22 protein-coding genes and 1 pseudogene are annotated in these 24,491 nt (G+C 71.4%); 10 read left to right on the plus strand and 13 right to left on the minus strand.

The genetic code is table 11. The features are described from left to right. From ACIPK3_RS08215 to ACIPK3_RS08225, 3 genes are all read right to left on the minus strand, one after another. Nucleotides 1-927 carry a carbohydrate ABC transporter permease gene (locus ACIPK3_RS08215; RefSeq protein ID WP_402567330.1) on the minus strand — a complete coding sequence of 309 codons (927 nt, stop codon included), beginning with the start codon at nucleotides 925-927 and terminating at the stop codon, nucleotides 1-3. A gap of 84 nt (nucleotides 928-1,011) precedes the next feature. Next, the gene (locus ACIPK3_RS08220) at nucleotides 1,012-2,322 is read right to left on the minus strand and encodes an ABC transporter substrate-binding protein (protein ID WP_402567332.1); all 1,311 of its coding nucleotides are present in this window, start codon (nucleotides 2,320-2,322) and stop codon (nucleotides 1,012-1,014) included. A gap of 137 nt (nucleotides 2,323-2,459) precedes the next feature. Then, nucleotides 2,460-3,494, minus strand: coding sequence for a LacI family DNA-binding transcriptional regulator (locus tag ACIPK3_RS08225; RefSeq protein ID WP_402567334.1), 1,035 nt, complete (start codon nucleotides 3,492-3,494; stop codon nucleotides 2,460-2,462). Nucleotides 3,495-3,972: 478 nt separating this feature from the next. Here ACIPK3_RS08225 and ACIPK3_RS08230 point away from each other — a divergent pair, with 478 nt between their 5' ends. Then, the gene (locus ACIPK3_RS08230) at nucleotides 3,973-4,962 is read left to right on the plus strand and encodes a carbohydrate kinase (RefSeq protein WP_402567336.1); all 990 of its coding nucleotides are present in this window, start codon (nucleotides 3,973-3,975) and stop codon (nucleotides 4,960-4,962) included. 13 nt (nucleotides 4,963-4,975) lie between these two features. On the opposite strand, the pseudogene ACIPK3_RS08235 reads toward ACIPK3_RS08230, so the two are convergent. Next, nucleotides 4,976-5,212: pseudogene (locus ACIPK3_RS08235) on the minus strand (hypothetical protein); the annotation flags it as partial. Between the two features lie 289 nt (nucleotides 5,213-5,501). Here ACIPK3_RS08235 and ACIPK3_RS08240 point away from each other — a divergent pair. Further along, nucleotides 5,502-8,264, plus strand: coding sequence for a M4 family metallopeptidase (locus tag ACIPK3_RS08240; protein WP_402567337.1), 2,763 nt, complete (start codon nucleotides 5,502-5,504; stop codon nucleotides 8,262-8,264). Nucleotides 8,265-8,336: 72 nt separating this feature from the next. Here the strand turns inward: ACIPK3_RS08240 and ACIPK3_RS08245 are convergent, their stop codons facing one another. Next, a complete protein-coding gene (locus ACIPK3_RS08245) occupies nucleotides 8,337-8,510 on the minus strand; it encodes a CsbD family protein (RefSeq protein ID WP_402567859.1) in 174 nt (57 codons plus the stop codon). A 111-nt stretch (nucleotides 8,511-8,621) separates the two neighbouring features. Between ACIPK3_RS08245 and ACIPK3_RS08250 the strand changes: the two genes are divergently transcribed. Beyond that, on the plus strand, nucleotides 8,622-9,626 hold the full coding sequence (locus ACIPK3_RS08250) for a GlxA family transcriptional regulator (RefSeq protein WP_402567339.1): 1,005 nt from the start codon (nucleotides 8,622-8,624) through the stop codon (nucleotides 9,624-9,626). Nucleotides 9,627-9,664: 38 nt separating this feature from the next. Next, complete coding sequence (locus ACIPK3_RS08255) at nucleotides 9,665-11,356, plus strand: serine/threonine-protein kinase (RefSeq protein ID WP_402567341.1); 1,692 nt, start codon at nucleotides 9,665-9,667, stop codon at nucleotides 11,354-11,356. 36 nt (nucleotides 11,357-11,392) lie between these two features. On the opposite strand, the gene ACIPK3_RS08260 is transcribed toward ACIPK3_RS08255, so the two are convergent. Next, the gene (locus ACIPK3_RS08260; RefSeq protein WP_402567342.1) at nucleotides 11,393-13,282 is read right to left on the minus strand and encodes a glycoside hydrolase family 5 protein; all 1,890 of its coding nucleotides are present in this window, start codon (nucleotides 13,280-13,282) and stop codon (nucleotides 11,393-11,395) included. 192 nt (nucleotides 13,283-13,474) lie between these two features. On the opposite strand from ACIPK3_RS08260, the gene ACIPK3_RS08265 reads away from it, so the two are divergent. The 3 genes from ACIPK3_RS08265 (at nucleotide 13,475) to ACIPK3_RS08275 (ending at nucleotide 15,137) form a co-directional block, all read left to right on the plus strand. Next, entirely contained in the window at nucleotides 13,475-14,548 is a 1,074-nt protein-coding gene (locus tag ACIPK3_RS08265) for an NAD(+)/NADH kinase (protein ID WP_402567344.1), read from the plus strand. A 78-nt stretch (nucleotides 14,549-14,626) separates the two neighbouring features. Next, complete coding sequence (locus ACIPK3_RS08270; protein WP_402567346.1) at nucleotides 14,627-14,893, plus strand: DUF6400 family protein; 267 nt, start codon at nucleotides 14,627-14,629, stop codon at nucleotides 14,891-14,893. Next, the gene (locus ACIPK3_RS08275; RefSeq protein ID WP_402567348.1) at nucleotides 14,880-15,137 is read left to right on the plus strand and encodes a hypothetical protein; all 258 of its coding nucleotides are present in this window, start codon (nucleotides 14,880-14,882) and stop codon (nucleotides 15,135-15,137) included. The genes ACIPK3_RS08270 and ACIPK3_RS08275 overlap by 14 nt, the downstream gene beginning before the upstream one ends. Before the next feature lie 254 nt (nucleotides 15,138-15,391). On the opposite strand, the gene ACIPK3_RS08280 is transcribed toward ACIPK3_RS08275, so the two are convergent. Beyond that, complete coding sequence (locus ACIPK3_RS08280; protein ID WP_402567349.1) at nucleotides 15,392-16,315, minus strand: SGNH/GDSL hydrolase family protein; 924 nt, start codon at nucleotides 16,313-16,315, stop codon at nucleotides 15,392-15,394. Between the two features lie 376 nt (nucleotides 16,316-16,691). Between ACIPK3_RS08280 and ACIPK3_RS08285 the strand changes: the two genes are divergently transcribed. Then, complete coding sequence (locus ACIPK3_RS08285; protein WP_402567350.1) at nucleotides 16,692-17,867, plus strand: acyltransferase family protein; 1,176 nt, start codon at nucleotides 16,692-16,694, stop codon at nucleotides 17,865-17,867. Here the strand turns inward: ACIPK3_RS08285 and ACIPK3_RS08290 are convergent. Continuing rightward, a complete protein-coding gene (locus ACIPK3_RS08290) occupies nucleotides 17,835-19,472 on the minus strand; it encodes a serine/threonine-protein kinase (RefSeq protein ID WP_402567352.1) in 1,638 nt (545 codons plus the stop codon). The genes ACIPK3_RS08285 and ACIPK3_RS08290 overlap by 33 nt on opposite strands. A gap of 97 nt (nucleotides 19,473-19,569) precedes the next feature. After that, nucleotides 19,570-20,151 (minus strand): hypothetical protein, encoded by a 582-nt coding sequence (locus ACIPK3_RS08295; RefSeq protein WP_402567354.1) that lies wholly within the window; start codon nucleotides 20,149-20,151, stop codon nucleotides 19,570-19,572. A gap of 177 nt (nucleotides 20,152-20,328) precedes the next feature. Between ACIPK3_RS08295 and ACIPK3_RS08300 the strand changes: the two genes are divergently transcribed. After that, nucleotides 20,329-21,030, plus strand: coding sequence for a DNA polymerase beta superfamily protein (locus tag ACIPK3_RS08300; RefSeq protein ID WP_402567355.1), 702 nt, complete (start codon nucleotides 20,329-20,331; stop codon nucleotides 21,028-21,030). Nucleotides 21,031-21,041: 11 nt separating this feature from the next. Here the strand turns inward: ACIPK3_RS08300 and ACIPK3_RS08305 are convergent, their stop codons facing one another. The 4 genes from ACIPK3_RS08305 to ACIPK3_RS08320 form a co-directional block, all read right to left on the minus strand. Then, entirely contained in the window at nucleotides 21,042-21,407 is a 366-nt protein-coding gene (locus ACIPK3_RS08305; RefSeq protein WP_402567357.1) for an ArsR/SmtB family transcription factor, read from the minus strand. 154 nt (nucleotides 21,408-21,561) lie between these two features. Next, nucleotides 21,562-21,936 carry a hypothetical protein gene (locus ACIPK3_RS08310; RefSeq protein ID WP_402567359.1) on the minus strand — a complete coding sequence of 125 codons (375 nt, stop codon included), beginning with the start codon at nucleotides 21,934-21,936 and terminating at the stop codon, nucleotides 21,562-21,564. A 171-nt stretch (nucleotides 21,937-22,107) separates the two neighbouring features. Then, nucleotides 22,108-22,941, minus strand: coding sequence for a maleylpyruvate isomerase family mycothiol-dependent enzyme (locus ACIPK3_RS08315; protein WP_402567361.1), 834 nt, complete (start codon nucleotides 22,939-22,941; stop codon nucleotides 22,108-22,110). Between the two features lie 57 nt (nucleotides 22,942-22,998). Further along, nucleotides 22,999-23,547, minus strand: coding sequence for a hypothetical protein (locus ACIPK3_RS08320; RefSeq protein WP_402567363.1), 549 nt, complete (start codon nucleotides 23,545-23,547; stop codon nucleotides 22,999-23,001). A gap of 143 nt (nucleotides 23,548-23,690) precedes the next feature. Between ACIPK3_RS08320 and ACIPK3_RS08325 the strand changes: the two genes are divergently transcribed. Then, nucleotides 23,691-24,458 carry an IclR family transcriptional regulator gene (locus tag ACIPK3_RS08325; RefSeq protein ID WP_402567365.1) on the plus strand — a complete coding sequence of 256 codons (768 nt, stop codon included), beginning with the start codon at nucleotides 23,691-23,693 and terminating at the stop codon, nucleotides 24,456-24,458. Nucleotides 24,459-24,491 lie beyond the last annotated feature (33 nt).

A 24,491-nucleotide genomic window follows, 5' to 3' on the forward strand; every position in this document is an offset into this window, starting at 1 on the left:
TCAGTCCTTCTCCCGGGTCAGAAAACGCTGGATCAGGGACACGGTCAGGACGAGCACGAAGAAGACCAGCGAGATCGCCGAGGCGTAAGCTGTCTGCTGTTGGTCGTAGCCGGTGTGCACTGCCTGGTAGACGACGGTGGTGGTGGAGTCGAGCGGGCCGCCTTGCGTCATCACCCGGATCTGGGTGAAGAGGCTGAGCGCCGCGATGGTGATGGTGACGAGCACGAACGTGCGTGTCTCGCGCAGGCAGGGCCAGGTGACGTGGCGGAATCGGTGCCAGCGCGTGGCCCCGTCGAGGTCGGCGGCTTCGTAGAGTTCGGCGGGGATGGTTTGCAGGCCGGCCAGCCAGATGATCATGTGGAAGCCGACGCCCTGCCATACCGACATGAGGATGATTGCGGGCATGGCGGTCACGGGGTCGCTCAGCCAGTCCGGGCCGTGGACGTGGCCGAGGGTGAGCGCCGTGAGCACCCGGTTGACCAGGCCGTCCTGCCTGTAGAGAAAGGTCCACAGCAAGGACACCACGACCATCGAGGTGACGACCGGCAGGAAGTAGACGGTGCGGAAGAAGTTGATGCCCCGCACCTTCGCGTTGACCAGTAGCGCCAGCGCCAGGGCGAGCCCCGCCTGGAGCGGGACGACGACAGCCGCGAAGTACGCGGTGTTGCGCAGGGACTTGTAGAAGACCGGGTCTTCGAAGAGCTGGGTGAAGTTCCTCAGACCCACGAAGCGGGCCGGGGTCGGCGAGACGAGCCTCGCGTCGGTGAAGGCCAGGGCGAAGGCGAGGGCGACCGGTACGACGAGGAAGACGACGAGCAGCGCGACGGCCGGGGTGGCCATGCCGAGGGCGGTGAGGCGCTCACGGCGGCGGGCGTTGGTCGTTCGATTTCGCCGGACCGGACGCAGCCGGGCGAAGGCTGCGATCATGGTGGTCACGGTAGCTCCAGGAGAAGCCGGTCCGGTTCGGGCGCGCGGGAAGCGCGGTCGGGGACGGAACCGGACCGGGGCGGTTCAGTCGGCGTAGTTGTTGTTCGTCCTGAGGTTGTTGTCGATGTCCTTCGCGGCCTGGCCGAGCGCGCTCTTGGGGTCGGCCCCGGCGAGGATGTCCTGCGCTGCCTTCTCGAACTCGGTGGAAATGTAGGGGTAGGCCGGGGTGATCGGGCGCACCACGGCGAGATTGCGGGCAAACTCGACGAGCTCGTTGAACTTTCCGCCCGGTTGGTAGCCGTCGACCTGCTTCGCGGCGGCCTCGGTACCGGGCAGGGTGCCGGTGGCCTTGGCGTAATCGACGAAGTACTTCGTCTGCCGGGAGAACTTCAGCCATGCCTGCGCTCCGTCCTTGTTGGAGCAGCTGGAGCTCATCGCCCACTGCCAGGAGGAGCCGCCGATCTTGGGTCCGTTGCCGAAGTCGACCGGCGGGATGATCGCCAGGTCGTCGCCGAGCTCTTCGGCGTTCTTGGCCGCGTTCCAGCTGCCGTCCCACTGGATGGCGCTCTTGCCTGCCAGGAAGTCCTTGTTGGGGTCGGCCCCGGACTTCTTCGCCATGTAGCCCTTGGACACCATCGAGCGGAACCAGGTCGCCCACTCGATGGACTTCGTGCCGTCGAGAGTGCCTGACGCGGTCTTGTAGCCGTCGCGGTTGATGAGGTCGCCGCCGAAGCTCTGCAGCTGCGGAGAGTACGCGTACGGCCACCACTCACCGCTGCCGCCGGTTCCCATGTCCAACGGATAGGCGAACTTTCCGCTCTTCTTCAGCTTGGCCAGCGCCGCATCGAACTCGTCCTTCGTCCACGGCTTGTCGACGGTCGGGATGCGGATGCCGTTGTCGTTCAGCACTGACTTGCGCGCGAAGAAGGTCAGCGAGACGTCGTAGAAGCCGAACGCGTAGAGCTTGTCCCTGTACCGGCCGACCGTGCTGGGCAGCTGATCTGACAGAGGTACCTTGCTACCGGCGACGTCGATGGGGGCGAGGTAGCCGCCCCAGGCCCAGTTCGCCACGTTGGGGCCGTCCACGTCCAGCAGGCAGGGCAGTTTGTGGGCCGAGGCTGCGGCCACGACGGAATTGTTGTAGTCGTTCTGCGGGAACGCCTGGAGCTTGACCTTGTACTTGCTCTGGGAGCTGCTGAAATCCTTGATCATCTTCTTGACGACGTTCAGCTCGGCCGAGTTGCCGGCGTTGTGCGTCCACAGGGTGATCGTGTCGCCGTCGGCTCCGGACGAGCTGCTGCCGCTTCCGGCCGCGCATCCGGCGACGAGCGTGGTCGCCGCAGCGACGGCTACACTCGCACCAGTGAGGCGCCTGTTCCTGGTTCTGAACACCACGAGGGTTCCTCCAATCTCACTGAGACGGGTCTGCCGGACCCGCCTTGGCGACCGGTTGCGACGGTCGCCGTTCTTGGTGGTCGTCCCGCCACCCGGGCTCGCTCCGGGCGGCGGGACAACCGAATGGGGTGCCCGGATCAGCCCGTAGCGGGCGCACCGATGGAGGCACGCTTCTGCAGCGGCATGGGCACACGGTGTACGGCTGCTTCGAGCGGTTCCTCGCCGAGGATCAACTCCACGGCGAGACGACCGAGTTGGTAGTGCGGCAGTTTCAGCGTGGTGAGTGCCGGGCGCAGCACGGCCGCGATGTCCTGGTCGTCGAAGGAGACCACCGACACGTCGCCAGGGACGGACAGACCAGCCTCACCGAGCGCCTGGTATGCGCCGAAGGAGACCCGATCCGTCAGGCACACCAGAGCCCGGGGGCGGTGCCCCGCCGCGAGCAGCGAGGACACCTCCCGGTAACCGTCGTGGGTGTCCCAGTCGCATTCGACGATGCCGTCCAGTCTGGCGCCGCCGGCCCGCAGAGCCTCCTCCAGGCCGCGCATCCGCTCGTTGCCCGCGACGATTCCTTCCGGTGTGGCCGGGACCGACTGATGGCCGCCGATCGCCCAGATCCCCTCGGTGTGACCGGCCGCGAGCAGGGCGCGGGCCGCGTCCCGGCCGGCTTCCTGTTCGTCCGGAATCACGGAGGGCGCGTCGAAGCCGGGGGCGAGGCAGTTCAGTAGGATCACCCGCCGTTTGAACAGTGCCTTGGGCGGGGTGACGTACCGGGTGAACATGGACGCGTAGATCACCGCGTCCACTTGGCGGTCGAGCAGTGCGTGGACCAGTGACTCCTCCGTGTCACGGTCTCCCCCCGCCTCCGTGATGAACAGCAGGTGCTCCCGCTCCCGGGCGGCCTCCATCGCACCGCGGATCACGTCACCCGCGAACGGGGTCGTGGTGATGCGGTCCGAGACGAAGCCGATGGTCTGGGTCGACTTCGTCCGCAGGCTGCGCGCGGTGACGTTCGGCCGGTAACCCAGCTCCCGGGCGGCCTCCAGCACCCGTTCGCGGGAGGCGTCGGAGATGCGCATATCGGTCCGGCCGGCCAGGGCGAACGACGCGGTCGTCGGCGAGACGCCCGCCCTGCGGGCAACGTCGGCCATGGTTACGCGGCGTTCGGACATCAGCGGATCAGCTCCGTTTGTTAAATCGGATTAGCAAGGTGCGATGAGACTGCTTCGCTCGTCGACCGATGTCAATAGTGAGGTCATCTCGAACGCAAAGCCGTGCTTCTATGTGATGCTTTGCCCGATCTCTGTGTAACGCTCGGGTAACGCGGCGTTCGTTAGCCCTTGTTTTAGCTGCGGCGCCAGCTGGACGATTCCGTGCGTTCGCCTAAACCGATTTGGCACCGCGTCGAGCCCGCCGTCCGTCCCAGACCTCCCAGGAGCGGAAACCGACCGCGGCGCCGAGCAGTACCCCTTGCCTTCTTCGGCCTCGCCGCCCCAGATCGGGAGCAGATCTACATCGGGATCGTCGACCGCCCGGCAATATCGACGTGGGCCGACCCTCAAGCCCGCCGATGTGCGGAGCAGCCTCTACAGAGGGCAGCAGGCGTCGGGCGGCACCCCGTGCGCCTACCCAGAGAGACAGCCCCACCCCATGACCCGATCAACCTCATCCGGCACGATCACCGTTCTCGGCGAGTGCGTCGCCGACGCCTTCACCGAACCCGCCACCCGCGGTCCGGACGAACTCGCCCTGCGTCTGCTGCCCGGAGGAGGCCCCGCCAACACCGCCGTCGCATTGGCCCGGCTCGGCACTCCCACCCGCTTCCGTGGACGTCTCTCCCATGACGTCTTCGGCACCTTCTTCCGTCGCCACCTCAGCGGCTCGGGCATCGACCTGACCGGCAGCGTTACCGCCTCCGAGCCCAGCACCCTCGCCGTTGCAGCCCTCGACGAGAGCGGCCGGGCCAACTACACCTTCCACGCCGAGGGCACCGCGGACTGGCAGTGGACTGCCGAGGAACTCTCGGCTGCCCCGCTCGATGGCAGTCTCTGCCTGCACACCGGTTCCCTGGCACTGCTACGTCAACCCGGCGGCAGCCGTATCGAGGACCACCTTGCCGAAGCGCGCGAGTACGCCACCGTGTCCATCGACCCCAACGTGCGCCCACTGCTAGTACCGTCCGCCGTCTACCGCGAACGGCTCCCCGGCTGGTGTGCCCTCGCCGACATCCTCCGCCTCAGCGAGGACGACCTCGCCGAGCTTCTCCCCGGCAGCAGTCCCGAGAAGGCTTGCGACACCTGGCACGCCGCCGGCGCGCGCCTCGTCGTCATCACCCGTGGCGGACGCGGTGCCTTCGCCTCCCTCGACGGCCTCCGCGTCGCCGTTGCGGCTCCAGCCGTCGACGTCGTCGACACGGTCGGCGCGGGGGACTCCTTCACAGCGGGTCTGCTGCACCGCCTTGCCGCCCTCGGACACCTCGGCGGCAGACTCGACGCGCTGAGCCTCGAAGACGTCACGGACGCCTGCGCGTTCGCCGCCCGCGTCGCGGCCCTGACGTGTTCCGTCCCCGGCGCAAACCCGCCTTGGCTGGACGGCGTTACGTTGCAGGCCGGCGTCGAACGGCTTGCGCGACGGGAGTGAACACGCATCTGCGTCCCGCGGGAACTGGCGGGGCCAGGTGGCTGCGCGACAAGGAGGAAGCAAGCGACTCAACCGGTGTCGCGCACTGCCCGTGCAGGGAGCGCGCGCCGGCCGCGGCACAGGCTCCCGCCCAGTCCCCGGCCCGGCGGCGGGCGGTCGCGGTCTCGATCATGGAGGGCGGCACGGCGAACTCCCGCACGCGCGGCCAGAAGGAAGGACGGAAGTCCCCGTTCGCGATGTGAGTGGCCATCAGCACTCACCTTGCGCGGACGGAGCCCCCCAATCCGTCAACAGAATGAGTGGTCATCGCGGCGATGGTAGCGGTACCGGACGCGATCTGTCAGGCGGGTTGTGCCTGTTGAGCGGCAAGGGCTGGATCTCGTCCGTGCGCACCCACGCCCCATTGATGACTGCGCGTCCCCCGGGTTGCATGACCCTCCCCGACGGCGGTCCCGCCGTCGGTACCGGTTCTGTGGGATGGGGAGACTGTGCCTCGGTTCAGCACACGAAGAACCTCGACCAGAGCACGAAGCGGCCGCATGTCCGGCGTGGCGGCGCTGCTGGGCGTCGCCGCGCTCGTCGTGTCGGCGGTGCCCGCCGCCGCGTCGTCCGCGGGGACGCCGCCGCCGAGCCCCGGCGAGCTGGTGCCGGGGCAGCGGACGGACACACCCGCGCTCGTCGACGGCATCAAGGAGCAGGCGCCGGCCGCGCGGAACGCGGCGGGCGCGGCACGGGCCTACCTCGCGGCGAAACGCGACCGCTACCGGATCGCCGACCCGGACCGCGACCTCCAGGCCATCGGGACCCTCACGGCGAACGGCCAGGAGACCGTGCGGCTGCGGCAGAAGCACCACGGCGTGCCGGTCCTGGGCGGAGAGTACGTCGTACGCATGCGTGAGCAGGACGGCCGGCGGGTCGTCACCGGAACCTCCGGCAAGTACTTCACCGGCCTGCGCGTGGACACCACGCCCCAGGTGGACGACGCGCTCGCCGTCGAGCGGGCCGTCGACGCCGTCCGTGACCAGCTCGGCGCCGAGCGGTTCACCCGGCCCGCCGACGACGAGGCGGTGCTGACCGGCGTGTCCCACGGCCTGGTCGTGCTGCCGAACGGCACGGGAGTGCTCACCCGGCACATCACCGTGCGCGGCACGGACCAGGCACGCGGTGAGCCGGTGCTGCGTGAGGTGTACATCGACGCGCGGGCCGGATACCCCGTGCTCCAGTACAGCGCCGTACAGACCTTCGGTGCACCCGCGGCGGCCACCCGGGCGAGCGCGGCACACCGCCTCGCCAAGGATGTCCCGGCCGCCGGCGAACCGGGCTCCGGCGTCAGGCTGAACGGCACGTCCGTCGACCTGTCGGTCACGCACGACGAGACGCGCGGCGCCTATCTGCTGCGCGACGGCTCGCGCAGCCTCGACGGCAGCGGAAACGTTCTCACCACCTGGGACGCGCGCGGCAAGTGGGTGGATGACGTCAGCGGCGTCTGGCCCGCCGGCATCAAGGAGTTCGGCTCACCGGCCCCCGCGTTCGGCGCGGAGGCGACCGAGTCCGGCGCGGTCGACGCGCACTGGGCCGCCGGGCAGGTGTACGACTACTACCGGAGCAAGTTCGGCCGTGACAGTCTCGACGGGCACGGCATGGCCATCAACTCCCTCGTCGGAGTGACCTATTACGGATTCCCGTACGTCAACGCCTTCTGGGACGGCCAGAAGATGGTGTACGGCACCGGCGACGACGAGTACCGCCCGCTGTCCGCGGGCCTCGACGTGGTCGGGCACGAGATGACCCACGGCGTCGTCGAACACTCCGCCGCCCTCGTCTACGCCGGGCAGTCCGGCGCCATGAACGAGGCGATCGCGGACTACTTCGGCAACGCCATCGAGACGGACGCGTACGGCATTTCCGTGGACGATCCGGACTCGGGTCTGCTGGGCGAGACGCTGTGCCGGACCATGGCCGCGCGCGAGTGCGCGATCCGCGACATGAACGACGGGCGGACCACGGCCAAGTCCTTCCTGGGCGTCGGCTTCGGCACCGACAACGGCGGAGTCCACCTCAACTCCACCATCTTCTCGGGCGCCTTGTGGGACGTCCGTCAGGAACTCGGCGCCGAACTCGGCGACCGCGTCGTGTACAAGGCGCTCACCGAGTACCTGACCCCGCTCGACGGCTTCACCCAGGGGCGGGCCGCGGTGATCGCCGCGGCCAGGGCGCTCAAGGTCAACGGCAAGCAACTGACCGCGGTCCAGCGTGCGTTCGCCGCCCACGGCATCGTGCCGAACTGGGAACTCGCACTGGGCGTCGACTCGGACCCGTTGCTCGAACGCGTCAACACCTACGACACGCACCTGGGCGTGGGCGGCGACTGGTGGGTGGCCTCGAACTCCGACGAGTCGGGTGCCGAGGCGTACTCGGTGTGGGCCGGGCACACGGACGGCAAGGGCTCGCCGAAGCTGATGAGCCCCAACGACGGCCGCTACCACGTGAATCCGGCGACCGACGGCAAGACCGTGGTGTGGCAGGCGCAGGGTCCCAACGGCGTCGACATCCTCGCCCGGCCCCTGGCGGGCGGGCCGGTGCGCACGCTGTGGCACGGCACCAGCCTGGGCACCGCCCTGGACGTGGACGGCGACACCGTGGCATTCGCCTACTACAACGGCGGCCGTCCGGGCGTGGCCTATCTGAGCCTGAAGGATCCGGCGAACGTGAAGACGATCGGCGGCGGCACATCTCACCGGTCCACGTTCCCGTCCGTGAGTGACGGCAAGGTCGTCTACCAGGACACCGCGCGGGTGGCCGCCGGGTACGAATACACCACCCGGGTGGTCGACGTGGCGACCGGCGAGGACAAGGTGATCCAGCGGGCCGACCCCGGTGCGAGCCTCGGCCCGACGGCCGTGGCCGGTGGCCGCGCGTACTGGCTGCTCGACGGCGACTGGACGAACGGCGCCACGACCCTGCGCGGCGCCGCGCTGGACGGCTCGGACGTCAGGGACATCAGCCCCGAGACCGGACCGCAGGCGCTGAACATCGCCGATCTGACGGCCTCCGGCAAGGCGGTGACCGTCGTCGCCGCGACCCCGGACCTCTCCGCCACCGGCAACGAGTCCCTTTCCAAGCTCTGGCAGTTCACCCCGGAGCCCAAGGGCGACGGAATGCTCAGGCAGCGCGTCTCGTGCAACCGGGGCGAGCAGCTCGCGGCCGCGGCGGCCCCCGGAAACCGGGTCGTGTGGCTCGACGCGACCACCGGGACGACCGACGTGGTGACCCGGGCCAGGCCCGCGGGCAGGTGCGACTGACCGCTGCCCGGAACGGGTAGCGGAGTGCCCCGGGGTCTCCTGGACCCCGGGGCACTTCGGCCTCGGCGGGACTCAGTGGCGGAAGATGTCCTTGGTCTTCTCCTTGGCCTGGCGGGCGTCACCGCGTGCCTGCTCCATCCGGCCCTTGGCCTCCAGGCTCTCGTTGCCCACGCTGCGTCCGGCCGTTTCCTTGATCTTGCCCTTGGCCTGCTCGGCCTTGGCCTTCGCCTTCTGGTTGCGCGCCATGAGGTTCCACATCCCAACGTGTCGCGTCATGTGGTCCATGTCCGAGTGACCGCTTTGCCGCTGTTCAAACGCGCCTCTGGCCTGATCCGCGCTGTTCGGTAGGATCCAGCCATGTCCGTCACAGGCGACACCGACCCCCGTCCGCACCGCGTCGTCGTCCTCGCCCTGGACGGCCTGCTGCCGTTCGAGCTGGGCATCCCGCACCGGATCTTCGGCCGGCCCAAGGGCGTCCGGGGCGGACCGCTCTACGAGGTGATCACCTGCTCGGTCCGGCCGCCGGGCCCGGTCCGGACCGACGCCGACTTCGACATTCACGTCGCACACGGCCCGGAGGCACTGGCCACCGCCGACACGGTCGTCGTCCCGGCCTCATACGAACTCGGACCGGTCTTCGAGCAGGGCGTGCTGACCCCGGAGCTGGCGGCCGCGCTCGCGCACATCCGCCCCGGCACCCGGCTCGCCGCCATCTGCACCGGCGGCTACGTCCTCGCGGCGGCCGGCTACCTCGACGGCCGCCCCGCGACCACCCACTGGGCCGAGGCCGCGCACTTCCAGCGGCTGTTCCCCGAGGTCAGGGTCGACGCGGACGTCCTCTACATCGACGACGGCGACATCCTCACCTCGGCGGGAGTCGCCGCCGGCATCGACCTGTGCCTGCACATGGTGCGCCGCGACCACGGCACCGCTGTCGCCAACGAGATCGCCCGCCGCACCGTCGTGCCGCCCCACCGCGACGGCGGCCAGGCGCAGTACATCCACCGCCCGCTGCCGGAACCCCAGCTGGCCACCACGACCACCGCCCGCGCCTGGGCGCTCGGCCGCCTCCAGGACCCCATCCAGCTGCGGGACATGGCCGAGCGGGAGGCCATGTCGGTGCGCACGTTCACCCGCCGCTTCCGCGAGGAGGTCGGCGTCAGCCCCGGACAGTGGCTCACGCAGCAGCGCGTCGAGCGTGCCAGGCACCTGCTGGAGTCCACCGACCTGTCGATGGACCGGGTGGCCCGGGACGCGGGCTTCGGTACGGCCCAGTCGATGCGCCAGCATGTGCAGACGGCGCTCGGGGTCACCCCCACCGCGTACCGGCGCACGTTCCGCACCGAAGCCGGGACGGCCTGACACGAGGAGGGCTCGCGCGGGGCGTTATCCTCCTCGGCATGAGTGAGGGGGACAGCGGCAGACGCGTGGTCGACGGCCGCTTCGAACTGAGGGCAAGACTCGGCGGCGGCGGTATGGGCACGGTGTGGCGGGCCCACGACCTGATGCTCGACCGCAGCGTGGCCGTCAAGGAGGTACGACCGCCCGACGCCGGCCTCGCCGAGTACGACGCACAGGCCGCCGGGGCGCTCCGGGAGCGGGTGCTGCGCGAGGCGCGCGCGCTCGCCAGGACCGACCATCCGAACGTCGTGACCATCCACCACATCGTCAACGGCGGCCCCGGCACCTACCCGTGGATCGTCATGGAGCTGGTCGAGGGTGGCTCGCTCGCCGACCGGCTCGCCCGCGGCCCCATGTCTCCGGCGGAGGCGGCCGGCGTCGGCCAGGGCGTCCTCGCGGCGCTGCGCGCGGCGCACGCCGCCGGAGTGCAGCACCGCGACGTGAAGCCGGCCAACGTCCTGCTGCGCCGCGACGGCCGTCCGGTCCTGACCGACTTCGGCATCGCCGCGCTGCGCGACTCCACCACGCTCACGGCCACCGGGGCGATCATCGGCACCCCCGACTACATGGCTCCCGAGCGGATCTCGGGCGCGCCCGGCGGACCCGAGGCGGACCTGTGGTCGCTGGCGATGATGCTCTACGTGGCGGTCGAGGGCCATCACCCGCTGCGCCGGGGGACGACGCTGGCCACGCTTGCCGCCGTACTCCAGGAGGATGTGCCGCCACCCGTCCGTGCCGGTGCCCTGACCGCCGTACTCAGCCGGTTGCTGGTGCGGGATCCGGCGGCACGGCCGGACCCCGACACGGTCGAGCGCATGCTCGCCGAGGCCGCCCGGCCCGCCGCCGGGCAGCCGCTCACCTCGTACCCGCTCGCACCCCCGGCTTGGCCCGCTGCCGGGGCGCCCGCGGCGCCGTCGACGGCGCCGTTCGCCGGGCCCCGGGACGCCGTTCCGGTCCCGCCCATGGTGACCGTGGGGGATGCCGCCGTCGCCGGGCGCCGGAGCACCGGACCGCGGCGGACCCGGAGTCTGGTCGTCGCCGTCTCGGTCGTCGCCGTGGTGGTGGCGGGCGTGCTGGTCCGGCAGACGCTGTTCGACGGCGGTCATGGCGGTACGCCCGGCACGTCCGCGGCCAAGGGCAGCACCCGGCAGTCCACTCCCGGCGCGAGCGCCGCGGCCGCGACTCCGGCGGGCGGCGGGACGGCGGGGAACGGGACGGGAGAGAAGAAGACCACCGATCTGCTCACCCCCGACGGCATCCGCACCGCGCTGAAGGCCCTTGAGGAGACGACGGGCCGCCACACCTACGGCGACCTGACCGTCTATCCCGAGTACGTCTCCGCCTATCTGATGGTGCCGGGCAGCCGGAGCAAGTACGACACCTACACCTACCGGCCGGGCAGCGGTGTGGAGAAGGGCATCATCAGCGGCTCCCTGACGGGCGGCGACCAGCCGGTGAGCCTGAAGGATTTCGACTGGGACACCGTTCCCGCCCTGCTGGCCCGGGCTCGCAAGGTACTCAACGTAGATCAGCCGACGAGCCGGTATCTGCTGGTCCGGACGCCGGACACCACGTTCGACACCCCCGCCGGGATGGCGGTCTACCTGACCAACCAGTACAGCGAGGTCGGCTATCTCGAGGCCGACCCGCACGGCAAGGTGACCCGGACGATGCCGAACGACGGTGACTGAACGACCGCGACTGCACGACGGCGACCGGTGCCGGGCTCACGGCCGCAGCGGGGCGCACAGCAGTGCGGCCGGGCCCGGGGTGCTGCCGAGGCGGGCGGTGAAGGCGATTCCGGCGGCGTACTCGTCGGCGGCGCACTGGCCCTTGTGGTCGCCGTACGCGAAGTCACCGCCCGCGCCGTCGGCGGGCCGGTTGTCGGACCGGTCGAACCACACCGTCCGTCCGCCCGTGCCCAGCGGTGTACGGGCGGACGCGCACAGGGCTGCCGACACCCGCGCGCCCCGGCGGCTGTAACCGATGACGAACTGTCCGGTGGGGCACTGGAGTTTGGTGTAGCCGGAGGCCCAGTCGCCGCCCTGGACATACCGCTCGTCGGTGACGACCGTCTGGGTGCCGCCGGTGGCCCGCAGGTCACCGGTGGCCGTGTCGGTGCACAGGCCCCGGCCGGCGGTGTGACCGATCCCGGCCAGCCGCAGGCCGTCGGGGCAGGCGGCCTTGTAGGCGCCGGGGTCCCAGTCGCCGCCGGCCCGTACCCGCAGGGACTGCACCTGGTCGCCGTGGTCGGTGCTGAGCATGCGCCAGACGGCCGTGGCGGCGACGGGTCCGCTCCGGCTCGGCGCTGTCATCAGGTGCTGCCAGGCGGTGGCCCGCCAGTCGCCCTGGTCGAGGATGCCGTACCGGTGCCCGGTCGGGTCGTAGCGGAGCAGCGCCCAGTCGTCGTGGCCCTCCCAGCCGATCAGCGGCCAGTACGCGAAGTCGGCGTCGTGGTCCGCGAAGTAGTCGGTGACACTGCCGAACCAGGTGCGGGCCGCGGTGCCCGTCTCGCCCGCCCCGATGCCGAACTCGCTGATCCACACGGGTGCGGTGTAGTGCTGTCCCTCGGTGGTGACGAAGAAGGCCTGGTCGGCGAGGGTTTGGTTGAGCTGATCACGGGTCAGGTCCTGGTATCGGGGGTCGTGGGTCTCGCCGATCCCGGTCGCGCCGCTGTGCCGGGGGCCGGTGTAGCCGTAGAAGTGGGCCGAGTAGACCAGTTTGTGGGCGTCCACGAGGGTGTGGGAGAGCGTGCGCACGGGGGTGAGGGTGGGGCGGCCGTGGGGCAGTCCGTCGACGGGCAGACCGGTCCAGTTGATGCCCTCGACCACGATGAGCAGACCGGGGTTGGCCTCGGTGAGGATGCGGTCGCCGGCGAGCTGGGCCGCGGCGTACCAGTCGTGGGCGTCGCCCAGGCCCCAGTTGGGGTCGTCCCACACGTCACGCCGTACCTCGTTGTAGAGGTCGGCGCCCACCACCCGGGGGTCGTCGGCGTACCGGCGGGCCATGAACACCCAGTCGTCGGCCCATCGTGCAGTTGATTGGCCGCTGTTCCAGCGTTCGTTCCCGTCGAGGCCACAGCACCAACGCGAGCTGTTGGTGTGGTTGTTGAGGATGACCGCGAACCCGTCGCCGGTCAGCGCGGACACGACGGCGTCGTAGACCTGGAGGGGTGTTCGGCCGCGCAGCCGGGGATTGGCGGCCACCGCGCTGTCCGGTACCGGGGTGGTGGCATGGATCATCTCGTTGGAGAACGGCAGCCGGACGCTGTTGATGCCGAGTGCGTGGAAGTCGGCCAGCAGCGTGGGCAGCGAGGCGCGGTCCAGGCCCAGCGGTATGCCGTGGGAGTCCTGGCCGGCGTGGTGGTTGGCGGGGTCGGTGGCACTGCCGCTGCCGGTCCAGGAGCCCTGGGCGCCGTCCCAGTTGGCGGATCTCAGCCGGAAGCGGTTGCCCCGGGCGTCGACGATGTACCTGCCGCGGGTGGACAGCGGTCCCTGCCAGGAGTCGGTGGTCGTGGGCGACTGCTCCGCGGCGGCCACGGCCGGGGGAGTGGTGGCGAGCAGGGTGAGCACCGCGACCGCTGCTGTCAGGTACCGGACAAGTCTGTTCGTCGGCATTCGGGTCCTCTGCGGGCGCGTGACGGGAGGGGGAGGCGGAGGAGAGAGTGACGAGCCGTCACAGCCTACGGAGAAAAGGAGACCGGGTCGATGCCGGCCGCCGTCGGGATCCTCGCGGCGTGGCATACGTGCCGTCGCGCCGCTCGACGGTGAGGATTACTGGCCGTTCCACTCGGCGATCTGGAGGCGGACATGACGGTGAATCGGCTCGGCCTGGTCGTGCACGGCGGACGCGCGGAAGCCGTGGCGGCCGCGCGCACCGTGCGCGACTGGTGCGTACGGCACTCCGTGTGCTGCACGGACATCGACGTGTGGCACGACGGCAGCAGGCACAGCGCCCGTGAGGAACTGGACTCGGCGGGCAACCCCGACCTGGTCGTCACCCTCGGCGGCGACGGCACGTTCCTGCGCGGCGCCCGGCTGGCCGCCGAGAACAACTCCCTCGTCCTCGGCGTGGACCTGGGGCGGGTGGGCTTCCTGACCGAGGTGCCCGCGGAGGAGGTGAGCGCCGCACTCGACGCCGTACGCGAGAACCGCCACACGGTCGAGGAGCGCATGCTGCTCACCATGCGCGCGTCCTGCCGCCTGGAGGTGCCCTCGGACATGGAGGCGATGCTGCGCTACGGCCGCGGCCCGCTGCTGCCCCCGCCGCGTGTGCGCGTCGACTGCACGGCCGACCCGGACTGGGGCGTGCCCCTGAACGTGGTGGCGCTCAACGACATCGTGCTGGAGAAACTGGCCCGCGACCGACAGGTGTCCGTCGGCGTCTACATCTCCGGCAGACTCCTCGCCTCCTACTCGGCCGACGCCCTGCTCGTCGCCACACCGACCGGCTCGACCGCCTACAGCTTCGCCGCCGGCGGCCCGGTGGTCTCCCCGAGCGCGGACGGGCTGGTCTTCACCCCGGTCGCCCCGCACATGACCTTCAACCGGTCCGTCGTCACCGCCCCCGACGAGGCCGTCGCGCTGCGCGTCCTCGAACGCTCCGGCCGGGCGGCGGTCAGCATCGACGGCCAGCTGCGCGGTGTGCTCGACCCCGGGGACTGGATCGGGGTGTACGCCGCCCCGCGCAGACTGCGCGCCGTCCGGCTCGGGCCGATGGACTTCTACGGCCGCCTGCGCGAGCGCATGAACCTGACCGACGCCCCGGCCGCCGTCGCCGACGGCACCCCGCCTCCTCTGTGGTCCGTGACCACCCCACCCCCGGGTGACCTCGCTCACCTCAGGCTCCTCACCGGACAGGAGGACCCGTTCCCCGCCTCCTAGGAGACGGCCCCCCGGCCCCCTGTGACATCCCCCACCTGCCCTTGCCGCGGGGCGGGGGGCCTCCCTACGTTCGAAGACATGTCCTCCCATGAGCCCACGCTTCCCGCAGATCCGGATGAACCGGTCGACTTCGGTGTCGACCTGGGCGCGCACGAAGTGCTCCGGCGGGCCCATGTCCTGGACGCCCTCGGCCCCGACTGGGACCCCGTCGCGGTGCTGCGCGACGAGGAGGCGGCCTACGACCTGCTGTACTCCGGCCTCAGCGAGGAACAGCGGCGGGTGTACGACGACCTGGTGGCGGCCGGAGTGCTGCCGCGGAGGGGAGACGGCCGTGCTGCCGCTTGACCCGCAGGCCGACATCGGCCGCCGGGCCTGGGTGAGCTGCCCGAGCTGCGACGACGGCCGGGGCTGCGACACGTGCGAACAGCGCCGCACCTGCTCCGAGCACTGGCGCTACCTCCTCACCAACACCGGAAGCCTGCTCCACCTCCAGTGCCCCAGGTGCACCCACATCTGGGAGCACGAGACCGGATTCGGCGCCACCCGCTCCCGCTGGGAGCGCGTCACCAGCGGCCTGCGACGGCGGTGACCGCCGGGGCGACCACCGCCACCGCCCTCCGGTGGCGGATCGACCCAGGGCGTGTCTGACAATTCCCGCCTGCCTCGCGGGGGCCGGCACGCCCTCCCCCGAGCTCTTCGAGCAGGGGGACCCCCAGCGGCGTTGCCGAAACGCCCACGTGGCGCCGCCACGAGGGCGCTCCGGCGCCTTGCGATCGCACGCACCAGCCCCCGGCGAGGCCCGCCCTCCGGGCGGACGACGGAAATTGTCAGACACGCCCTGGCTCAGTGGCGCCCGTGACCCCTGTCCAGGCGTCGCAGGACCGCGTCGGCCATGGCCTGCTCGCCCCTGGCGTTGGGGTGGGCGGGTGCCGCGGGCGAGGACGGGCGCAACGGCTCGATCCAGCGCTCGGAGGCGGACTTGCACATGTCGTGCCCGATGGTCGGGGTGTAGGTGTCGACGTACTCCACGTGGTTCCACCCGGCCACCAGCCTGAGCATCAGGTTCAGCCGCTTCTCTGAGTCCCGCAGGTAGGGGAAGTCCTTCGCCGCGAACGGCACCGAGGCGGAGAAGCAGCCGCTGCCGTCGTCCGGCAACTGGTCCGGGTAGCCGACCACGAGCACCCGGGCGTGCGGAGCCCGGGCGCGCACCGCGCGCAGGACGCGGTCCACCTTCGGTGCGGTCTGCACGACGTTGAGGGTCAGCTGGTCGTAACCGGCCGACCCGTAATGGGTCTTGCACGGGTTGCCCGTCGGGTCCGCCGAGCCGAGCTGCGCACACGTGGCGATGACCGAGCTGAAGCCGACGTCGTTGCCGCCGATCTGGACCGTCACCAGACGGGTGTTCCTGGTGAGCGCGTCGAGCTGCGGGCCGTTGGTGCCCTGCGCCTTCCACATCTCCGCGGTGGTCGCTCCGCTGCAACTGACGTCCCTGAACGTGGACACTTCGCGCCGCGCCGCCACGAGGGACGGGTAGTTCCGGTCGGAGCGCAGACAGTTGGCGTCCACCTGCGTCGGGATGAGCGGGCCGGAGGTGTACGAGTCCCCGAGCGCCACATACCGTGCGCCGTCGTCGTGCCGGTCCGCGCCGTGCGCGCCGGCCGGAACCGCCGAAGCGGCGACGAGCGTACAGCCGCCGAGCGCCGCACCCACCGCGACGGGCCACCGCCGGCGTCCCACCACGCCGTCCGTGCCTGAACCGTTCACCATGAAGTCCTCCCCTGACGAGATCGCAGCAGCGCGCCGAGCCGGTTCCGCAACGGCCCCAGCACGTTGGGTCAGGCATATATACCGGTCGGTAAGTGCCGGAGGCCAGAGTGAGTCGTGTAGCGGTCCGGGCACGGGCCGTATGGCTCCCCGGCCCAACACGGCGCGCACATGGGCGAGATGGCCGGACCGCCCGGTGCGTCCCGACTTCGCCCGGCAGTCCTCGGCGTGCGCGGCCGTCATCGGCCTCCGCTCCGGCAGCGGTGTGATGTTTTCCGAAACGCCGGAACGGAGGCGGAATGAAAGGGAGTAAACGGGCAAGGTACCCTTTCGTGCTCCGTTCCAAGCCCCACACGAAGTCTTTTCGGCAGGTGACGACATGAAGACGGCGACCAGAGCCTCAGGGGCTCCGTCCGTCAGTGCCGCCCCGTACGCCGCCGGGGGCTCTCCGTCCGCCCCGGCGCCCGCGCTGCCGTCCCTCACCGGGCTGCGCTGGGCGGCCGCGCTGCTGGTCTTCGGGCTGCACGTGAACAACTTCGGCTATTTCGGAGGCGACGGCGCCCGCATCGTGACCTGGGGACTTGGAGCCGGCGCCGCCGGCGTCTCGTTCTTCTTCATCCTGTCCGGGTTCGTGCTGACCTGGTCCGCCCGGACCGGCGACCGGCCACTCGCCTTCTGGCGCCGCCGCATCGCCCGGATCTACCCGATTCACCTGGTCACCGCCGCGATCGCGCTGCTCATGGCGTGCACCCTGCCCCGGCAGCCGATGCCGACCCTGCCCCAGGCACTGGCCAACCTCGCACTGGTGCACTCCTGGTGGCGGCAGTGGTGGCAGACGCTGGACCCCGTCAGCTGGTCGCTGGCCTGCGAGGCGTTCTTCTACGCCGCCTTCCCGCTGCTGGCACTCCTGCTGCGCCGCCTCGGTCCCCGGGGCGCGGCCGCCCTGGCCGCCGTCTCGGCGCTGGCAGTGCTCGTCCTGGCCTGGGCGGACGTCCGGAACTGGGCCGGTCAGCCGCTCAGCTCCCTTCCCGCCGCCCGCCTGCCCGAGTTCGTCCTCGGCGCCGCCACCGCCCGCCTGGTGCTGCTGGGCCGGTGGCGCGGGCCCGGCCTGGAAGCCTCACTGGCCCTCGCGATCATCGGCTACTTCCTGGTCCCCCAGGTCAGCGCAGGACACCCGGCCACGGTCGGACTCCCGGACACCGCCTGCACACTCGCCGGCTTCGCCCTGCTCATCCCGGCGGCCGCCGTCGCCGATCTGCACGGCCTGCCCTCGCTGTGGCGGCGCCCCCGGCTGGTGAGACTGGGCGAGCTCTCCTTCGCCTTCTACATGGTCCATCTGCTGGTGCTGCGCGCCGCCACCCACCTGATCGGCGTCCGGCCCCGCTTCGACGTACCGGCCGGGCTGGCCGTCACCGCCGGCGTCTTCGCGGTCTCCCTCGGACTGTCCTGGCTCCTGTACGAGGCGGTGGAGCGCCCCGCCCGCGCACTGCTGCTCCGCACCCGCCGCCCCGCACGGACGGCCTCAACGGGAGGACCGGGTCAGGTGCGTCGGTGAACCGGCCGCCTGGCTCCCCTCGTCCGCGAGGGTCAGGGTCTCGCCGGTCTTGACCAGCGTGTACACGTTGCCGCGCCTGCAGAGCACACCGGCCGACGCATCGGTGGGCTCACTGGTGGCCGCCTCGAACACCATCGACGTCCCGTGGGTCTCCCGCAGGGTCAGGGTCTCGGTGCAGCCGAGGTCGCGGCCGCTACCCGCCTCCGTGATGTGGCTGATCTGCCTGCCCGCCAACTCGCCGCGCGCCGCCGCGTGGAGCGTGAGGACGACGGTGACCTGGGTGGTACGCGAGGTGACGACACCGTCGGCGGACGTGCTGCCCGGCCCAATGCCCTTCCAGGTGCCGATCCAGGCGGCGGGCAGAACGTCCGCCGACGGGGAGGAACGCTGCCCGCCGGTCGTCCGGCCGCCGGTGCCTCCGGGGGCCCCGCCGCCGGAGCCGCCGTCGGGCCAGGCCAGCGCGGCCACGACGGCTACGGCGGTCACCGCACCGGCGGCCACCAGGCCCGCCCGGACGCGCGACTCCCACCGCGCCGCGCCGGGCACGGGAGCGACGGGATACGCGCCGGGAGGTGGCCCGAACCCGGCCACCGGCGGCGCGGCGGACGGGGTCAGCGGCATCGCGGCGGCCGGGGCCGACGGTGTCGGGGCCGCTGGGCCGAGTAGTGCCGGGGCGGTCGGAGCCGGGGGTGCCGAGGCGGTCGGTCGAGCCGTGAGCCGCTCCCTCAACTCCGCTTCCCCTGAAGCGAGTTCCGCATCGAGGCCGGGGAGCAGGTCGGGCGCCCAGGCTCCGGACCCGAGTTCCTCCAGGAGGGCCTCGGCGGTGGGACGGTCCTGCGGCGACTTGTGCAGGCAGGCGGCCACCAAGGGCACGAGCGCCGGGGGCACGCCGTCCATGACCGGCTCCTCGTGCACGATCCGGTACATCAGCTGCGCGGCCGACGGCTCCTCGTCACGGCGCAGGAAGGGACCCCGACCGGTGGCCGCGTACACCAGGACCGCGCCCAGCGCGAAGACGTCCCCCGGCTCGGCCGCCGTACTCCCACCGGTGACCTGCTCCGGCGCCATGTACCCCGGCGTGCCGATGACACCGCCGGTACGGGTGTGACGGGTGGCGTCGGCGGCGCGGGCGATACCGAAGTCGATGAGCAGCGGATGTCGACGGGCCAGCAGCACATTGGACGGCTTCACGTCACGGTGGGCCAGCCCCGCCCGGTGCACCGCCCGCAGCCCCTCGGCGAGTTCCGCGGCGAGCGCCCGGACGGCGGACTCGGGCAGCGGGCCGTGCTGTTCCACCCAGTCGGCCAGGGCGGGCGCGGCCGCGTACTCCGTGGCCAGCCACTGCGGCCGCTGTCCGGCCGGACTGTAGTCGACGACCGCCACCGCCCAAGGGGAGCGCACCTGGTCGCTGCTGGCGATCTCGCGGGCGAACCGCTCCTCGAAGGCCGGGTCGGCACCGAACTCGGGCCGTACGGTCTTCAGCGCCAACGGCCGTCCGGACGGGGTGCGGGAGAGGAACACCTGCCCCATGCCACCCGCCCCGAGCCGCGCCAGCAGGGGATAGCCGCCGATGGCGGGTGGATCGGTGGGATCCAGATTCCTCATGAGCAACTCCGGGCCATCCCCGCCGTCCAGGTCGGCTCATGCTACATGGCGTGTATGCATCAGGACCGGGAGCCGGCCGCCCCGGTCGGTGACCCGCTCAGTGTCCGCCGGACGGCGGCTCACAGGCGGTGCCGTCGGGGTAACCGCCGAAGGCGTCGACCTCGGTTCCGGCGCTGTTCAACGTCCCTTCGAGGCACATCGAGTGGGCGTCGACGAGGAATCCGACGCCGGTGGCGCCGCTCTGGTGCGCCCGCACCGAGTCACTGGAGTAGCCGAGACGGACGAGTGCCTCGCGGGTGCCTGCCGGATCGAAGTCGCCGCGCCTGCGCAGCGGTTCGAGCGCCTGGCGGATCCGCCGGACGGCCGCGAGCCCGTCGCAGCGGGCCTGGCCGTGCAGTGCGATCGGGACCATGAAGCCGTGGTTCTCGGCGTAGTGGTCGGTGGGCGGGGTGGCCGGATCCGAGGCGGTCGCGGAAGGGGTCGGGCCCGGGTCCTCGCGGGGGCACCGGAAGTCCACCGGTTTCCCCGGTGTCGCCGCCGTGGTCCCCGACGGCCCGTTCGCTGGCGCGCCGTGCCCGGCCCGGTGCGTTCCGCACCCCGTGGCCAGCACGGCAAGCACAGCCAGTGCCGCCGACGGAACAAGCCCGCTCCGCACCCGTCTCGCAGTGGTCGTCGTCATGTGCCGATCATGACGTGCCGCCCGCCGGGCGTCATGAGTTCCCGTACTCATGCTCATGGCGGCCGTTCGCCCCACTGCGTGGCAGGGCGGCGAATATCGAGGTGACCGCGGCCGTGCCCGTCATGACAATGGAGCCTCGTCCGCGCTCAGCGGTCAGCAGATGGAAGGCAGCCGCCCGTGACCGTTCCCCATGTCATCCTCTCCGGGATCGTCGGCTCGACGGCGTACGGGCTCGCTCACGAGGGTTCCGACATCGACCGCCTCGGCGTCTTCGCCGTACCCACCGCGGAGCTGCACGGTCTGCACCGGCCGAAGGAGTCCCATGTCAGCACCCGCCCCGACCGCACCCTGCACGAGGCCGCCAAGTGGTGCCGACTGGCCCTCGGCGGCAATCCGACCGCCATGGAACTGGTCTGGCTCCCGGACGAACTGTACGAGGTGCGCACGCCGTTCGGGGACGAGCTGATCGGCATACGGTCGTCACTGCTGAGCGCGTCGCGGGTCCGGGCCGCCTATCTCGGCTACGCCACACAGCAGTTCCGGCGTCTTGAGGCAAAGGCCGCCGGACCGGTCACCGAGGAGGTCCGCCGGCGCACCGCCAAGCACGCCCGGCACCTGAAGCGGCTGTGCGCGCAGGGTCTGGAGCTGTACGCCGCCGGGCGGCTGACCATCCGCCTCGAGAACCCGCAGGAGTACCGCGACTTCGGCGAGCGGGTGGCCGACGACCCGGCCGTGGCCCTGCCGATGCTGCGCGCCCATGAGCGCGCGTTCGACGAGACCGCCTCCGTCCTTCCGGAGCGACCGGACGAGGCGGCCGCCGAAGACTGGCTGCGCCGGTTGCGCGCGCATCTCCACGCCGATGTGACGAACGGGAACTGACCCCGTCGCCGTCACCGGTGGCCGGCTGTGGTCGCCGGTGACGGCGTCGGCGGTTCCTGCTGGAGCGCGGCCAGCAACTCGTTGCGGCCGGCGAGCAGTTCGGTGAGGATCCGGCGGGCCGCGGCCAGCAGTTCGGCGACGTCGCCGCCGGCCAGCGCGTACAGGACCGTCGAGCCCTCCCGGGTCGAGACGACGATGCCCGAGCGCCGTAGTACCGCCAACTGCTGGGAGAGGCTGGACGGTTCGATCTCGATGTCCGCCAGCAGGTCCCGCACCGGGACCGGGCCGTGCTGGAGCAGCTCCAGAACCCTGATGCGCACCGGGTGGCCGAGCATGCGGAAGAACTCCGCCTTGACCTGGTAGAGGGGGACTTGCATGCGCGTTCGCTCCCTGCCGCGTCGGGTGGTCGTGCCTCGGAGCCGATCCTTGCCGTCCGGTACCACGCATACCCGCGAGTTGGGCTCATGGTGATGTCTTGACTTGAAGAAGTCTTCACATTCCGGGCATGCGTGGCCCAGGGTCCGGGACGGGTCAGACCTCCAGTTGCTCCTCCACGCGCTTCAACTGGTGCCGGGCCATCGCCAGGTTCGACCGGCCCTTGTCGAGGACGAGGTACAGGAAGAGCCCGTTGCCGTTCCGCCCGGTGACCAGGCGGATGAGGTGGTACTGCCCCTCCAGCGTGATCAGGATGTCCTCGATCTCGCTCTGCAGTCCCAACTGCTCCATCGTGCGCACCTTCGCGCGGATCACGTCGGTGTTGCCGGCCGCGGCGATGTTGAGGTCCAGGTCCTTGTTCCCGCCCAGCGTGCCCAGCGCCATCCCGCTGGTGTAGTCGACGACCGCTGCCCCGACCGCCCCCTCGACCGACGCCATCATCTCCTTCAGCGACACTTCCACGCTCGCCATCGGGCCTCCCCTTGGTTGTCGGCTGCGGCGGCTCCGGCGCGTGACCGGCCCGCCTGGTGGTTGCACCGTAGACACCGGGGTGCGGCACGATGGGCCGATGCTCGACAAGTGGCCCAGAGTGCCGTGTTCTTGCCGTGGAGTGATCGGATGCGATCGGTGATCGGCGAGCGGTCAGGGCGCGGTGAACAGATTCGGGAAGCGGGGCGCCAGCCAGGGTTTGCGCCCCCAGGTGAGGATCCGCCCCCGGGCAATGGCCCCCCACGGGTTGCACCGGCCCAGCGCGATCAGCAGGAAGGTGACGGGCTCGATGAGAATCGTGCAGTCCGCACGGTCCAGCGGTCCGGGCGTCACCGTCACGGCGCCTTCGGCCAGCGCGACGCCGAACGCCGTACCGCCCCGGAGGCGCACCGTGTAGCGAGCCGTGGGACCGGCGGTGGCCGCCGCGTCGGCGACACGCGGCATGACCGACAGCATGAACGGCATGCACAGGCCCACACGGTCACGGTCGATCATGTGCGGTCGGCCCAGTGCGCGGGCCAGGTCGTAGCCATGGCCCAGCATGTGGGTCAGCAGGTACGACGCGAGCTGCGGCCGGTCGAGCGGGCCCAGCGGGGTGACCAGCGGCGTGCCGTCGTCACAGGACCCGTCGGCGGCGGTCACGGCGTCGAGGAACGCCTCCGCCTGCTCGGTGATCATCGCGGCCAGCGGCTCCGCCCGGCGCTCCCCGAACACGGCGAGCGACTTCTCGTTCGCCGCGGCCAGACTCCCCGGTGTGCCGTCCCCGTACGGGCGCTCACGCCCGGCGGCCAGGTCCGCCATCAGCTCGTTGGCCATGGCCAGATGTGCGGCCGCCTCGCCGAACGTCCAGGTGGACCCCGGCACGGCGATCGTCGTGTCCGGTACGGCCCCGACGAGCGCGGCGATGTCCGCCGCCGTCCCGCGTATCGCCCGCCCGAGCCCTTCGGGCAGGGGCCCCCTGATGTCCTGCCGTACCGTCGGATGCACGCCGCCCGCTCCTGTCTCGTCCGCCGCGCCCTTCGCGCGGGTGGCGCGGGTACCCAATCAGAGGAACGGGTGCGCGACAAGCCCCGGTGAGCGGCGGCTTCGCGTGGCCTCACCCTGCTGGAGGGCCGCCGAGGCCTGCCGCAGGCGCCACTGCTCGACGACGTCCTGCTGACGGCGGGCCCGCCGGAGGAGACCGTCGAGCAGCCCGGGATCCAGGCGCTCCTCGGTGGCGGCGAGCCGCAGCAGCAGTTGCCAGGCGGCCGTCTTGCCCTCGATGCCCAGCCGCAGCATCTCCAGCTCCAGGACGGTGGTCAGCGGGGAGCGCCGTACGAGCCGGCCGTTGGCCTTCAGCCGGGCCACCTTCTCCACCGTCCAGCCCGCGCAGACCTTGTGGCGGCGTACCGGGACGTCCAGGTCGTGCATGATGCCGAGCAGGCTCGTCCGGTCCTGGACGATCTCGGCCGCGACGGGCTCCAGTGCCTCCGCGAGCGGCCGGTCATGCGTCGAGCGCACCAGGTGGCGGGCGCGGGCGACCCCCGCGGTGGCGCCCGCGAGGTGGTCGTTGAGGTAGATGCCGAGCATGCCGGAGTGTGGTCGGTCGTTCATCGTGCGCCACCTCTTCCCTCCGTGCGCCGGGAGCCGGGTGCCCCCGGGCCCTGCTGCGGGTACCCGTCGGCCGCCTCCTGTATCGGCTCCACCTCTCACCAGCACGGAAAGCGGTCGGTCCACGCCGGTACTAGGCTCGATGCATGGCCGGGCCAGTCCAGTCGATCGAACGAGCGGCGGCGATTCTGCGGCTGCTCGCCGGCGGCCCGCGCCGGCTCGGGCTCGGCGAGGTGGCGGCCTCGCTGGGGCTGGCGAAAGGCACCGCCCACGGCATTCTGCGCACCCTGCAGCACGTGGACTTCGTGGAACAGGACGCGGCGACGGGGAAGTACCAGCTCGGCGCCGCCCTGCTGCACCTGGGCACCAGCTACCTCGACGTCAACGAACTGAGGTCGCGCTCCATCAACTGGGCCGACGCCCTGGCCGCCCGCAGCGGGGAGGCCGTCCGGCTCGGTACCCCGCTGGAGGGCCGAGTCCTCGTCGTACACCATGTGTTCCGGCCGGACGACTCGCTCCAGACCCTGGACGTCGGCTCACTGCTGCCGCTGCACGCCTCCTCCCTCGGCAAGGTGCTGCTGGCCTTCGGTACCGCTCCGCTCGAATCGGTTCTGGAGTTCGGGCTGGAGACCTACACCCGGCACACCCTGGTCTCACCGAAGGCGCTGGACGAGGCACTCGCCGAGGTCCGGGAGCAGGGGTGGGCCGCCGAGGTCCAGGAGATGAGCATGGGCGAGGCCGGGATCGCCGCACCGATCCGGGGGCACGGCGGTCTCGTGGTGGGCGCCATCGGACTTTCGGGCCCGGTCGAGAGGATCTGTGACAGCCAGGGCCGCCCCCTGCCGAACCTCATCACCTTGCTCAGAGAGGCCGCACGGGCGATCTCCCGAGATCTGGGCGCGGCTCGCTGGTAGCCGCGCCGCTGGGACACGACGGACATCGGAAGG

This window comes from Streptomyces sp. NPDC086787, from assembly GCF_044745865.1.
Taxonomy (GTDB): Bacteria; Actinomycetota; Actinomycetes; order Streptomycetales; family Streptomycetaceae; genus Streptomyces.

What these genes read in the sequence shown, in the direction of transcription:
- ACIPK3_RS08215 (WP_402567330.1), bottom strand. Translation starts at nt 927, where the DNA reads ATGATCGCAGCCTTCGCCCGGCTGCGTCCGGTCCGGCGAAATCGAACG.
- ACIPK3_RS08225 (WP_402567334.1), bottom strand. Translation starts at nt 3,494, where the DNA reads ATGTCCGAACGCCGCGTAACCATGGCCGACGTTGCCCGCAGGGCGGGC.
- ACIPK3_RS08230 (WP_402567336.1), top strand. Translation starts at nt 3,973, where the DNA reads ATGACCCGATCAACCTCATCCGGCACGATCACCGTTCTCGGCGAGTGC.
- ACIPK3_RS08240 (WP_402567337.1), top strand. Translation starts at nt 5,502, where the DNA reads ATGTCCGGCGTGGCGGCGCTGCTGGGCGTCGCCGCGCTCGTCGTGTCG.
- ACIPK3_RS08245 (WP_402567859.1), bottom strand. Translation starts at nt 8,510, where the DNA reads ATGGCGCGCAACCAGAAGGCGAAGGCCAAGGCCGAGCAGGCCAAGGGC.
- ACIPK3_RS08250 (WP_402567339.1), top strand. Translation starts at nt 8,622, where the DNA reads ATGTCCGTCACAGGCGACACCGACCCCCGTCCGCACCGCGTCGTCGTC.
- ACIPK3_RS08255 (WP_402567341.1), top strand. Translation starts at nt 9,665, where the DNA reads ATGAGTGAGGGGGACAGCGGCAGACGCGTGGTCGACGGCCGCTTCGAA.
- ACIPK3_RS08260 (WP_402567342.1), bottom strand. Translation starts at nt 13,282, where the DNA reads ATGCCGACGAACAGACTTGTCCGGTACCTGACAGCAGCGGTCGCGGTG.
- ACIPK3_RS08265 (WP_402567344.1), top strand. Translation starts at nt 13,475, where the DNA reads ATGACGGTGAATCGGCTCGGCCTGGTCGTGCACGGCGGACGCGCGGAA.
- ACIPK3_RS08270 (WP_402567346.1), top strand. Translation starts at nt 14,627, where the DNA reads ATGTCCTCCCATGAGCCCACGCTTCCCGCAGATCCGGATGAACCGGTC.
- ACIPK3_RS08280 (WP_402567349.1), bottom strand. Translation starts at nt 16,315, where the DNA reads ATGGTGAACGGTTCAGGCACGGACGGCGTGGTGGGACGCCGGCGGTGG.
- ACIPK3_RS08285 (WP_402567350.1), top strand. Translation starts at nt 16,692, where the DNA reads ATGAAGACGGCGACCAGAGCCTCAGGGGCTCCGTCCGTCAGTGCCGCC.
- ACIPK3_RS08290 (WP_402567352.1), bottom strand. Translation starts at nt 19,472, where the DNA reads ATGAGGAATCTGGATCCCACCGATCCACCCGCCATCGGCGGCTATCCC.
- ACIPK3_RS08295 (WP_402567354.1), bottom strand. Translation starts at nt 20,151, where the DNA reads ATGACGACGACCACTGCGAGACGGGTGCGGAGCGGGCTTGTTCCGTCG.
- ACIPK3_RS08305 (WP_402567357.1), bottom strand. Translation starts at nt 21,407, where the DNA reads ATGCAAGTCCCCCTCTACCAGGTCAAGGCGGAGTTCTTCCGCATGCTC.
- ACIPK3_RS08310 (WP_402567359.1), bottom strand. Translation starts at nt 21,936, where the DNA reads ATGGCGAGCGTGGAAGTGTCGCTGAAGGAGATGATGGCGTCGGTCGAG.
- ACIPK3_RS08320 (WP_402567363.1), bottom strand. Translation starts at nt 23,547, where the DNA reads ATGAACGACCGACCACACTCCGGCATGCTCGGCATCTACCTCAACGAC.
- ACIPK3_RS08325 (WP_402567365.1), top strand. Translation starts at nt 23,691, where the DNA reads ATGGCCGGGCCAGTCCAGTCGATCGAACGAGCGGCGGCGATTCTGCGG.